This window comes from Tenacibaculum profundi, from assembly GCF_057162725.1.
The window spans coordinates 567460-580851 of record NZ_CM169894.1 but is presented as its reverse complement, the minus strand read 5'-3'; the positions used below and the strand labels follow the sequence as shown (position 1 = coordinate 580851).

Sequence of the window (13392 nt, the reverse complement as noted above, 5' to 3'; positions counted from 1 at the left end):
AAAACACACCCACCACAAGACACCTTTTAGGGTGTTTTTTTATACCTAAATTTTAGTGAATGAATTATAAATAGTAGGTTCTCCGATACCTAAATAACGAAAAAGTTCTTGGATATAATTGGGCTAAGTAAAAAAGTTTAGTTTTGCATCAAAAACAAGAATGAGTAGAGCTTTTTTTTATTTTATTTTAATGTCAGTTTTATTATCCTGTAAAATTTCAGTTTTGGAAGAGGATTTATCAATAGTAAAGAGATATACAGGTGCTAAAGATGTAATTATTGATTATAATGTTAATGATGTTTTAGTTCATATTTATGAGGATAATATGAATGATCAAGAGAAAAAGCTTTTTATACCAGTACTTTCAGTTATAATTGATGATTTTATGTCGAAATATAGGCCAGAGGTAAATGTTAGAGGAAAAACTATTTTTAAATTTTATAATGATAAGAATGAAATTATTGATGAGCGAAATATTTCAAATAATGGCATACGGGAAGTGAATCGTTTTTTAGAGAAAACAAAAGAGATCTTTGTCAAGTATAAAAAAGGAGAATCAATCGGAGATTATTTCTTGAACGTAAGTAATTTTGATGATACTGTTTTTTTTAAAGATCATTTTGAAGAATTAGAAAGTATAGATATAAATGGGTATTATTCAAAAGATGATATTTGTATGGTATACATATATGGCTATTTTGATCGTGGTGATAGGGTAGAAAGTTATATTTTTGTTTATGATAAGAAGAAACGAAAGGTAGAGAGTATAAAAAAGTACTGATTTTATATATGACCTATAAGATCCTCTTACCACAAGACACCTTTTAGGGTGTTTTTTTATGCCTAAAATTTATTGAAACTGATTGTCAAAATATTGCTAGGTGTAAATATTTGTAAACGTTCAGTTTAAATAAAAAAGTTGTTCTAAAGCCCATAAACTCTACAAATAATTCCTTTTTTGACTTGAGTTTTTATTTGTTTATTAATAGTTTCGTCTTTGTAAAAGAAATATACGCAATTGTGTATATACGCTAGTTAGCTATAATGTAGAACAAGCATTGCGAATGAAAAGAACAATTACCATTTCAATAATTATTATGAATCTATTAAATCTGTTTGGTTGTAAAGTACAAAACGAAAATGACCCTTATTGGGATTTTAATGAAACTAAACATTTTCGACCTGAATTAAATAAAGGCGAATTCTTCAAATTAAGTGGGTTTGATTTTGGCTGGTTTGTACTTGAGCCAATATCAAAATTTGTAAAGGACAAGGAACACGAAATTGAACGTGGAAAATCTTTATCGTATGGACAGAAAGCACTTTATTATTGGTGGTATTTAGATGCTCAAGTTACAAACGGTGGATTTGTTCAATTCTACTACAATGGTTATGGGCTTTATGTTTCTACGATAATAAAAGGATTAGAACATATTGGAGATACTGAAATGGCCAACCTTGTCAAAAAAGCAGATAAAATCTATCAGAAAAATAAAAAGTTAATGGACAAAGCACAAGAAAGTGATTTGTTTGGAAGTGACCTCTATGATAGACTAGACAAAATGTCTTTGCTTGATGACGACTACTATGAAATCAATGAAAAGACAATGTCTTTAATTGAAGCTTACATTCGTAAAAAACCCAACGAAATTTGTCTAGACGAAGATGGGGAAGAATTTGATATGAATTTTTCTGGTCTTTGTAAGACCTTCTATGATAACAAAACGATCAAAGAAGAGTTTCAGCTTCGAAAAGGTGTAATAAATGGACAATTTAAATCATTTTATGAGAACGGGAAACCAAAAGAAATAGTACAATATTCTAACGGTCAAAAAACTGGTGAACTTAAAGAGTATTATGGGAATGGACAGCTAAGGAAAGAAGTTACTCGTAACTCAACCAATGGTTTAAACGAGCTAAAATATTTCTTTGAAAATGGTCAACAATCAAAATTAGAATACCGAGACCAAGAGGATAAAAAGTATGGTGATTATAAAGAATGGTATGAAAATGGCCAATTAAAAGAACATTCAACAAATATTGGTAAAACTAAAAGGAATGGGTATCGAATTGAGTATTGGGCTAATGGTAATAAAAAAATAGAAGTTGATTTCAAAGAAGGAAGAGCCTTTTGGAAAAATTATTGGAATGAAGATGGTAGACAAACCTTAATCGATGGAACTGGACTTTGTATTACTGAGTGGAATTCTTTTAAAAGTGTTACAACTTATGAAACAGAGTACAAAAAATATCTAAAACACGGAAAATCAAGAACAATTCGAGAGGGTAATGTGAGTTTAGAACAAGAATTTAAGGAAGGTAAAGAAGATGGAATAACAAGAAGCTACTATGATAACGGCACCCTAAAAGAAGAAACTTTGTATAAAAAGGGAGAGTTAGTTTCAAAAAAAGAGTTTCCAATTTTTGAGAATCCAGTGGTTGTAACTTCAATTATATGTGAAATGGAGGACGAATGGTTAATTAATCGTGAGCTTGAGATTGCTGATTCTTATCCGATCATACTTAATAAGGATGTATTGGAAAATGATTTTAAAGCTGATATTTCTGTTTTTGATGGCTACCCACAAGACCACGAGTTAAGTTATAGCTATTTTGTTGAGATAGATAAAGATGGAAAACCAGTAAATCTAGACTTCTTAGTTGCTGATAATGGTTTCTTGACGACTGAAGTAGAATCAAGTATTAAGAAAATGAAATTCAATCCTGCACAAAAAAATGGAGAAAGCATTAATTCTTACTTGATTATTAAACATAAATTAAAACTTGGAGAATAAACACTATAGCTAACAATGTATAACAAATCATAGCCTCCTATCGGCAGGCTACGCTTGTTATACTAACCGTTGGGCGTCATTAAAACAAAGACTTAGCAATGCACAAATCATTATCAATATTAAATACAGATAGATTAAACAAATACGGGCATCTATTCGCAATATCTGCAATGGAAGATATGATTTGGATGAAAGCGACAGAGGGAGTTCCTATGCACCTTGGACATGATATGCATAGACCAGTTGGTGCGATGGTACCATTCGGTTTATACTTTGAACCTAAAATGGTTAGAAGTCTAGGACTTTCTTTGATTCCACAAAATGACGATGATAGTAAGCAAATAACTGATTTTAAAAATTATTCTCATATAAAGAGCATAAAAAATACGGTTGTCCAAAATAACAATAAGCTTTATGAACAAGTTGAAAGTTATATCGAGTCAGAGTTTAAATACCTTGAAACAGGTACTTTGTCAATATTAAACGACGCTATTGTTAAGAGGGTATTTAAAGAATTAGCTGATTTTCAGGATAAAGCTGGTCTGATTAAACTGGAAGACCTAAACAAAAACTTCACATATAAATATCAAGGAGTGTTTTTTCATAATACACTGCCTTTATGCATCTATTCACATAGTTTTTTTAGGAGGTCATTATCAAGACATAATAACTTTCACTTCTTCTTTTTGGATGAGTTAATGTCAATGCAGAATAACGAAGATATTACTATCAAAATTTCACTGGATTGGGACTTGATAGGATACTCGCCTTCTTTCCTTAAATCATTTGAATATGAGTATTGGTTTGGCCCTAAATACACTGATGATATAAGTAATATTCAAAACGGACTTACTAAGCATAATTGTAGTGAGTTTGAAAGAGATTACCATGGTATTTCAACAACAGAATTCTTTTGGAAAGACAACAACGAATTAAAAGAATTTGAACTTGAAGAATTGCGAGAAAATGATGCTCCAACAATGGAAGATTTTTTCGGTTGCAGATATATGCATTCAATTTACGATACTTCAAAAGATACTTTTGTACACTTTGATGGTGCTATACGGGGGTATGATTCGGACTTATATTTTGATAGAATAGACCAAAATATGACTGACTTTGGGAGGAGAAGTGAATATACAAAGTTATTTAGAGTTGATGGCAAGCTTGAACTAAAGAACTGGAAAAGCTTAATCACTAATTACATGCAGGATAATCCGTTGATTTATGAGTATTTCGGGATAGCAAAACCAATATCGGAACTTAATAAAGAGGCAGATAATAAATCATTAATGCAACAATTAGTACCTCACTCAATGAATAAAAGTGATGGTATAAAACTTCTTATATCTTACCACAACAAGAATGAAGATTATGAAAATATCAGCCATTCTGTTTCTATTTATGATCTGATTAATATTAATGGTGTAGATAACAGTATTCTTGAAGACGAAATCATAGAAGTTAAAAAAGCATTAAGTCGACTTGGAAAAAAACTAAATATAAAAGATGATACACTCTATGGAAATTGTAAAGATGAATATTGGAACATTCCATGCATTTTTCATGGTAAGAATGACCCAACAGAAGATATTCAAATTACACTAAAAGCCCTGAGTAACATCTTCAAAAGTATGATAAATAGGGAACTTGATACAATAGCGTCATTTACTATTGCATGGAATATTGAGGATAAAGAAGTTCGAGTTAGTTGTTTGGGACATATCGTGAATTTATATAATTGGATTGAGAAATTTCAAATTATTCCTGTAGAAAGAGATAGTTTAAAAAAGTGGTTAGATAACCAAAGAACATATTTGAATGAAACTTTTGAAGAGTGTATCGACAAACCATTAGTACAAGACATTTGTCAATTTGACGGCGTTCTTTATATAAAAAGAAAGATTGTAGGAGAGGAATTTAATTTGGAACCATTTTCTGATGAAAAAGGTCTTTCGTATAGATTTAGTATTCCTGTAGAGAAAGAGGAATTATATGACGACATAATAAATGGCAATATAAAACCAGTGATGTCTTATATATTAAAAAAAGCAACATGTAGTGTGACAAAACAAGATTATCATAAAAGTCCTCATTCAAAACTACTTGATGATAATGTACACATGATAGTGGAAGAACTAGAAGGATTGACATTTTATTGGTCTGATAAACAAATAATATAAAATAACGAACGCCCAACAATGGCTAATAAAGCATAGGCTTGCCGCAGGCGTAACACAAGCCAACGCTTCATAGCCTGACCGTTGTACACAAGTTGAGTAAAATGAATAAAGATTATAAATTAAGGTCAAAGGATAAATTAACCAAGCTTGTAAAAATCAAAGGAATCGAAACGTGGAATGAACTGACAGAATTCATTAAAAAATTGCCCTATGGTCGAAATAAAAATCGGACTGATTTTGGACTTGTTTTATCAGAACAAAAGGGCACTTGTAGTTCAAAACATGCTCTTTTAAAAAATATAGCGGATCTTAACAATATACCAAATATTGATTTAGTAATCGGAATTTACCGTATGACCGAATTGAATACGCCAAAAATTGGAACTGAGTTAACTGATAACTCAATCGAATTTATTCCAGAAGCACACTGTTATCTGAAAATAAGTGAAAATAGAATTGACTTTACCAGTGAACAATCTGAATTTAAGAAAATTGAAGAAGACATTATTGAAGAAAAGCTAATTGAACCAAATCAGGTTACAACTTTCAAAGTTGATTATCACAAAAAATTTTTGAAAAACTGGTTAAATGAAACAAAATCGAAATTTGAGTTTGATCAAATCTGGCGAATAAGAGAAAAATGTATAGAAAATTTAACTGTATAAAAACATTTGCTAACACCACCTAAACAGCATTAAAACGCAGTTTGCATGAAACGTTAAAAACACACCCACCACAAGACACCTTTTAGGGTGTTTTTTTATGCCTAAATTTTAGTGAAACAGGTGATCAAAATATTGCTAGGTGTAAATATTTGTAAACGTTTATATTTGCAATCGAAATATACACAATTGTATATACCCGCTAGTTGTAGCTAATTGAATGAACGAGAAACAAGCAATAGAAGAATTATTGTATCAGAGTGGTAAGCATTCTGATATTGAAAACCCTAGATGGACAAATGGATTTTTAGGAATGTTACGACCATTTAAAGGTAGATTAATTGAAGAAAATTTCCATAAAATAGTTGGTTCTTTATATATCTTATCTGATTATTTTCCAAAAGAGAATATAAAGAACGAAATAGTCTCATCAATTTGGGGAATCTGCCACCTTGGAAGAGCTTGGGCAGTTGATCCTGAGGGAATGTTGCAATCAAATAATTTGATTAGTCATAAACAAATCAAAGAAATTGAAAATTGGATTGAACATATATCCTATATTTCTTTTTGTCTTTTAGATGGAATTGGGTCAGAAGCTTTTAAATTATATGAAACTGAATACAAAAAGGATTTAAAATCAATATATAAAGAAAAAAACTAGCTACAACATAACCTAAACTGCATTAAAAACGCATTTTGGTTAAAGTTTTGTAATTCATTGACTAAGAGAATTCTGAATCTCAAAAAAATAGATTTATTTAACTTATGAAAAGACACATAATCTATTTAATAATTTCGATAATTTTCATTTTAAGTTCAGTAATTCGTTTTTACTATATTATTAACAGTTCAGGCTGTAGACACGGATGCATACCTATAATTGCTTTTTTACTATTCATAATTGGAATAGTATTATTGTTTATTGGTATAATTGCATTTTTAAAATCTAAAAAAGAATAATTATTAAAATATGTTTTACAGAATTGTAACTTGGTTGCTATTATTAATCAGTTTCGTTGGAATTTTTTATTCAATATTCTTATTAATAAAAGGTAGTCAACCTTGTTCTGGAGATGGGTGTCTAATTCATATTTTATTTATTGAAGGAATAATAATTTTAATTCCATCATTAATTTTAGCGCTTTTTATAATAATAAAGAGTTTTAGGAAAAATAAAAAATATTAATTAATAATTTGAATTGAAAACAGTCGAATTTTTAAAAACAAAGACGAATTATCTCGGAATCGGAATTAGATCAGTTCTATTTTTCGGAATTCTGCTACTTCTGATTTTAATTCAGATATTGGCTTTTTTCTTAATATTTGGCTCTGGAGCTGGCTCAAGTAGAATTTCCGAATTATGGTATGTTGAATTAATATTCAACCATCTGCCGATTTCACTTGTTGGCGGATTTTTAGTTTATAGAATAATTAAAAATTATAACAATGGAGAATACGTGAAATTCAAAACGAATTTGATTACACTTTTGATTTTGATTTTTCTATTCTCAATCAGAAATCAAATCGAGCGACTGATTTTCTGAATAGCTAATAAAAACGTGTGGTAACAAAGTGTATAGTTAATTGCTATTTCTTGTTAAACCAATGATAAGTGATTTTTTATAAAGCTAGTGTTTAACGCTAAATTTTGTACATTTAAACACCCAACTAACCATACACAAACCGTTAAAAAGAATACCCACCAAAAGACACCTTTTAGGGTGTTTTTTTATGCCTAAATTTTAGTGAAAAAGGTGATCAAAATATTGCTAGGTGTAAATATTTGTAAACGTTCAGTTTAAATAAAAAAGTTGCTCTAAAGCCCATAAACACTACAAATAATTCCTTTTTTGACTTGAGTTTTTATTTGTTTATTAATAGTTTCGTCTTTGTAAAAGAAATATACGCAATTGTGTATATCCGCTAGTTAGCATTAATATAAAATACAATGGAAAAATCGGAATCAGGCTCGCCAATATATAGATATGATGACTCTGGAAAAAAAGAATTTGAAGGAGCTTCTGGAGAACCATCAATTGAAGAAATTTCAAACCATATCGAAAAACATATTGGAGAAATTCATATGGTGTTTCACGAGTTGGTTTCAGAACAAGTGCATATTGATGTTCATTGGGTAAAGCCTACAGAGGAAAGACCATTTCATACATTGATTACATCTGGTATGAGCGATAAACCAATGAATACACCCGAGGGTATTGAAGACTGTGATTTTGCGGAATTAAGTATTTGTTTGCCAAAAGATTGGAAAATCTCTGATGAAGATTTTAAAGATGAACGTAATTATTGGCCCATAAGATGGCTTAAATACCTCGCTAGATTTCCACATGAATACAATACTTGGTTTGGTTATGGGCATACAATACCAAATGGCGATCCTGCTGAGTCATTTTCGGACAACACTAGATTAAATACAATGATATTATTGCCAACGATTGTATTCGGAGAAGAATTTCGAACACTTAATATTAAAGGCAAATCAATTGATTTCTATACACTTATTCCGCTTTACACCGAAGAAGTAAACCTGAAAATGACGAAAGGTGTAGAAGCCCTATTTGACGGTTTTGACAAAATCGGTGTAAACGATATTGTGAATCTTGACAGACCAAATACAGCCAGAAAAAAGAAACGATTTGGTCTATTTTAAATAAAAAACTACCGCCAACACCACCTAAACTGCATTAAAAGGCAGTTTACACGAAACGTTTAAAACCAAATTTACAGAATGTCAATATACCTAGACTAATATGAAAAGTTTTATTTTACTTTTATTTTTTTTATACTATCCATTCTTTTTCTCAAGAAGAAGCTCAGGATACTTTGTTTATCAAATATGATAGAAACTTATTGACAAGACATTTAGATGATGATAATTCCAGATATTATTATTTAATTAAAGGGACAGGACATAGAGAAGGTTCTGTTTATTTTGATGAGCTAAGAATACATAAAGGATTATCACCAAAGAAAATCTTGTCTTTAAAAGAGGTTCTAATAAATTCTGATGCATATTATGAAAAAGATAAATTAGATGATTCGAGATTGACAGGGTACTTTTGGAAATATGTGGTTATTTTTGTTAAAGGAGACGATTTTATCCATGTTAGTGAAGTTTATGAAATAGAGTAAAAAAAAGTCAATAAAATAATACACGTACTACCAAGCACCTTTTAGGGTGTTTTTTTATGCCTAAAATTTAGTGAAACTGGTTATCAAAATATTGCTATGTGTAAATATTTGTAAACGTTTATATTTGCAACCGAAATATACACAATTGTGTATATCCGCTAGTTGGCTATAACTTAAAATAAATATGAAAAAGGTATTATTTCTATTAACCATTGCAATTTCAACAAATGTTTTTTCCCAAAGTAATAAGTTCTCTGATTTTCTTATTACAAAGAGTAAAGATACAATCTTTGGTAACTTTAATTTTGTAGAATCAAAATTTTATGACTTTGACAAAAAATCATATGTAATTGATTCAACAATAGTAAAGTTGTATTATCAAGGATTAATTTATGAAAGTTTAACTGTTTCTCCTAAAAGTTTTAATTCTCTTGAAAATGACAGTTTAACAAGATTGAACGGTAAAGATTATCTTCCTTTTCTTAATCCAGTTTTAATTGATAAAACCCATCTTTTTTTCAATAAAATTGATAAGATATCTAGACAAGATTACGCTTTAAGTATAAATGGAGATACAATTAAAGGAGTTATTCGATCTCGTAATGATGTTGCTAAATTCAAATTTGTAAATAAAAAACTAAAAATAAAACCAAAATTTATTAAATACTTTAGAAAAGACGGCTTTGATTATTTTTATAAAAAGAAAAGGAAAGTAACTCCTTTTGATAAAGGGAAAGCTTATCTTAAGTTGATTTATAATGGAAATGTAAAATTATACGAATACAAAAGAATTAATAATCAACCTTACGTATTTGGTGACGTTGAAAAAGATTATTATTTAGAAATTAGCGAAAATATATATTTAATTCCTAGATATAGATTTACCAAATTCCTTATTGATAAATTCCCTGATAAAAAAGAAGTTATAGCTGGATTGAGTAGGTTAAATCTAGGTGTTAATAATATTTTTCAGACAATACGTTTTATCGATAATGAGCAATAGTAACTATAGCCAACAACACCTAAACTGCATTAAAACGCAGCTTAGCCAAACCGTTGGGCATAATTTGACAAAATTTATATACATATTAACAATTTTCTTACTCTTTAACTGTAGAAATTACACTAAAAACGAAATAAATATTAATTCTGAATTTTATGAATTAATAGTTCCTGAAAATCATAAAGAATTATTAATTCTATTTCCAGGTTTTGGAGAAAATAATAAAGGAATTAAAAACGAATCAAATTTAATTAAAAGTGCTTTAGATGAAAAAATTTCCGTCTTAATTATTAAAACAAATAGAAATTTATTCCTGAATAAATTAGAAAAAGAAAAAATCGCAAAACTTGTTTGGGAAATAATAAACAAAAATAACATTCACGGAAACGAAATTTATATTGGTGGATTTTCAGCGGGTGGAAATCTCGCTTTACAATTGGGAAAATATCTGACTTTTTATAAAAATGGAGAATTTAATCCAAAAGGAATTTTTGTTGTGGATTCTCCAGTAGATTTAATACAATTATATAAAAACTGTAAACAGGAAGTTGAAAAAAATAATTCTATTCTTGTTAATGAATCTACTTTCGTGTTAAATTATTTAAATCAAAAAATAGGAAAACCGAAAGAAAATTTAGAAGAATATAAAATATTTTCGCCATATTTAGATTCTTTAAAATATATTGAAAATGTTAAATTTAAAGAAACAGAATTGGTGTTTTATACAGAACCAGCCTTGGAATTTAATAGAACTATTTATAAAAGAGGTTTTGAGGAAACAAATAGTTTTCAATTAAAAAATTTACATAAAGAATTAAAAGAAAATGGATTTAAAACATCATACATAGAAACCAAAAATAAAGGTTACCGAAAAAATGGAAAAAGAAACCCACATTCTTGGTCAATAATAAATGAAAGAGAAATTTTAGAATGGATAAAGAAAAAAACTATGCCTAACACCGTGTATGATTAATTGCTTTGGCAAGTGATTATTTGGAAAATTTCTTCGGAATTTTCTATTGTTTGTATTTGTTTACTAATTTAGTTGCTTAACCACGTAACTAACCATATACAAAACGTTGTAGCACATAAAAAAAATGACTGAAAGCGAATTCATAAATTATTGGAATAAGGAATATCCAGAATCTTTTCCAATCAATCACGAATTGAAATGGGTATATAATGATAGATGGTTTAGAATTCATAGCCTACCAGAATCAAAACGTTATGCCGAATCTTCGGAAGAATACAAAATCATACTTGACCGACAAAATCAATTGATTAATGACCTGATTGGGGAAGAATCAGAAATAGCAATTTCTTTTGGACTTTACACCAACGACATAACCAATGACAATTACAAAGAATTCACTGGCTTTGGAGATTTCCTGAAAGTCATGACCATTGACTTACACAAGGAAAGACCTGAAGAATATGAAGATGAAATGTACTTTGACATTTATGTCAAAACTGAAAATTGGAAAAACGGAAATAGAGATGAAATTCTAAAGGCAATTGCAGATGACGAAATAAGAGCTATGTTTGTCTGTCAGACTAAGAAATGTGTCATTGCGCCTTATGATGGTGGAGTTGATGTAATTGTTGACTCGACTGAAAAAAGAGATAGTCTAAAGAAGAAGTATAGCGATTGGCTTTCTGACCGAGAAGATGGAATGTGAAAAAAATAAAAACATGCTACAACACCCTCTAAACTGCATTAAAAGGCAGTTTACACGAAACGTTTAAAACACACCCACCCCAAAACACCTTTTAGGGTGTTTTTTTATGCCTAAATTTTAGTGAAAAAGGTGATCAAAATATTGCTAGGTGTAAATATTTGTAAACGTTTATATTTGCAACCGAAATATACACAATGAAGACTATGGTCGATAAACGCACACTATTTCTTGATACAAACCTTCGTTGCGGTGGCTTCTATGAGCTATGTATACAAGTTTGTCCAAGTGTAGAACCAAAGCCTATTTACAAATATGACAACTATATTTGGAGTCTTCCAAATGTTGAGGGACCTTATGACCATAATTTCAATCAAATAGCTTTAGAAGAAAAACCATGGATGGAGTATCAAGGTATCCTAAATCTCGAAAATTATTCAATTCCATTCAAAACAATCAACATTAAAGAAGACGAGCCAATTGAAACAGGTTTTAATTGGTTTGACATATGCTTTTATACACAAGCAATAGAACAAGTATTTGGACGAGAATATAATAATACATGGGAAGATATTCCAAAACCTCCCAAATTATTAAAAGGTTTTCTTCTAGAGACTGTATCGAACTTATATAAAGAATATAGTTTTGAACTAGGACTAATTGGTTTTGAAGTTTCAGGACAATACTACTTAGACGACTTAAAGAAGAAACTATCAAAAATGTATTTCACTGAGTTTTTTGTTGGAAAAGAAAAACTGAAGAGTGTTTTACCCGAAAACAAAAAGGAGATTAATGTAATTTAAAAAGTGTATTACACTGTATATAGCAAATAGGGCATTCAGAGGTTAACGAAATTCAGTACTATTTACCAACACCGCCAAATCGTGGATTTGGCTTTTTAAAAGAGAAAAATTAAAAACAGAATATAAAAATTCGGCTCTGTGTTAAATCGAAAATGTAGTGTCTTTTTGCAAGCTACCTTTCATAAACAAGTCCGTTAAAAAGAATACCCACCACAAGACACCTTTTAGGGTGTTTTTTTATGCCTAAAATTTAGTGAAACTGGTTGTCAAAATATTGCTAGGTGTAAATATTTGTAAACGTTCAGTTTAAATAAAAAAGTTGTTCTAAAGCCCATAAACACTACAAATAATTCCTTTTTTGACTTGAGTTTTTATTTGTTTATTAATAGTTTCGTCTTTATAAAAGAAATATGCGCAATTGTGTATATCCGCTAGTTGTACAACATTTACAAAAAACGAAAACCAATGAAAAAAAACTTACTGAATTTACTATCTATATTAATAATTACAGTAACCTACGCTCAAGAAAATAAAATTACAACAGAAAAAATATGGAGAGTGAATTTTTTAAACCCAGGTATTGAATTAGAATTACCAACTGGAACGTACTCAACATTTTCTGCTGGACTTGGAATTGGTTATGGTGGCGGATATCCTGATTTGACTTTTGCGGGAAATGGATTTACTTATATAATAAGTCCTTTTTTAGATGTTCAAGAAAAATGGTTTTATAATCTAAATAAACGAAATAGCAAAAACAGAACGATCGAAAATAATTCTGGAAATTTTGTTTCATTAAGACTTATATCACGAGGGAATTCAATCGCTGAAAATGTATATAGGACTTCTGACTTTGACTTTGCAATTGGACCAACTTGGGGAATTCAAAGAAAATACGGAAAGAATTTTCACTTACTTTTTGACGTTGGGCCTCAATACTATTTCGATACTTATGGAAATGGAAATATTTGGCCAATAATGTTACAATTGAATTTAGGGTTTGACTTTAAAAAGAAATAAAAACATGCTACAACACCCTCTAAACTGCATTAAAAGGCAGTTTACACGAAACGTTTAAAACACACCCACCACAAAACACCTTTTAGGGTGTTTTTTTATG

General features: G+C 29.6%; 12 protein-coding genes. All 12 read left to right on the top strand.

Annotated elements, in window-relative coordinates; translation table 11 throughout:
* Positions 1-190: 190 nt before the first annotated feature.
* Positions 191-781, top strand: a complete 591-nt coding sequence (locus tag AC2GW8_RS02240) for a hypothetical protein (RefSeq protein ID WP_440881172.1) — start codon at positions 191-193, stop codon at positions 779-781.
* A gap of 283 nt (positions 782-1064) precedes the next feature.
* On the top strand, positions 1065-2795 hold the full coding sequence (locus AC2GW8_RS02235) for a DMP19 family protein (RefSeq protein WP_440881171.1): 1731 nt from the start codon (positions 1065-1067) through the stop codon (positions 2793-2795).
* A gap of 98 nt (positions 2796-2893) precedes the next feature.
* The gene (locus AC2GW8_RS02230) at positions 2894-4978 is read left to right on the top strand and encodes a hypothetical protein (RefSeq protein WP_440881170.1); all 2085 of its coding nucleotides are present in this window, start codon (positions 2894-2896) and stop codon (positions 4976-4978) included.
* 101 nt (positions 4979-5079) lie between these two features.
* Complete coding sequence (locus AC2GW8_RS02225; protein ID WP_440881169.1) at positions 5080-5643, top strand: hypothetical protein; 564 nt, start codon at positions 5080-5082, stop codon at positions 5641-5643.
* A 217-nt stretch (positions 5644-5860) separates the two neighbouring features.
* Complete coding sequence (locus AC2GW8_RS02220) at positions 5861-6301, top strand: hypothetical protein (RefSeq protein WP_440881168.1); 441 nt, start codon at positions 5861-5863, stop codon at positions 6299-6301.
* Positions 6302-7588: 1287 nt separating this feature from the next.
* Positions 7589-8308: a suppressor of fused domain protein gene (locus AC2GW8_RS02215; protein WP_440881167.1), complete on the top strand. Its 720-nt coding sequence runs from the start codon at positions 7589-7591 to the stop codon at positions 8306-8308.
* A gap of 200 nt (positions 8309-8508) precedes the next feature.
* A complete protein-coding gene (locus AC2GW8_RS02210; protein ID WP_440881166.1) occupies positions 8509-8790 on the top strand; it encodes a hypothetical protein in 282 nt (93 codons plus the stop codon).
* 184 nt (positions 8791-8974) lie between these two features.
* A complete protein-coding gene (locus AC2GW8_RS02205) occupies positions 8975-9793 on the top strand; it encodes a hypothetical protein (RefSeq protein WP_440881165.1) in 819 nt (272 codons plus the stop codon).
* Positions 9794-9857: 64 nt separating this feature from the next.
* The gene (locus tag AC2GW8_RS02200; protein WP_440881164.1) at positions 9858-10766 is read left to right on the top strand and encodes a hypothetical protein; all 909 of its coding nucleotides are present in this window, start codon (positions 9858-9860) and stop codon (positions 10764-10766) included.
* A 124-nt stretch (positions 10767-10890) separates the two neighbouring features.
* Positions 10891-11472 (top strand): DUF3885 domain-containing protein, encoded by a 582-nt coding sequence (locus AC2GW8_RS02195; protein WP_440881163.1) that lies wholly within the window; start codon positions 10891-10893, stop codon positions 11470-11472.
* A gap of 194 nt (positions 11473-11666) precedes the next feature.
* Positions 11667-12272 (top strand): hypothetical protein, encoded by a 606-nt coding sequence (locus tag AC2GW8_RS02190; protein WP_440881162.1) that lies wholly within the window; start codon positions 11667-11669, stop codon positions 12270-12272.
* Between the two features lie 465 nt (positions 12273-12737).
* The gene (locus AC2GW8_RS02185) at positions 12738-13292 is read left to right on the top strand and encodes a hypothetical protein (RefSeq protein ID WP_440881161.1); all 555 of its coding nucleotides are present in this window, start codon (positions 12738-12740) and stop codon (positions 13290-13292) included.
* Positions 13293-13392: the final 100 nt, after the last annotated feature.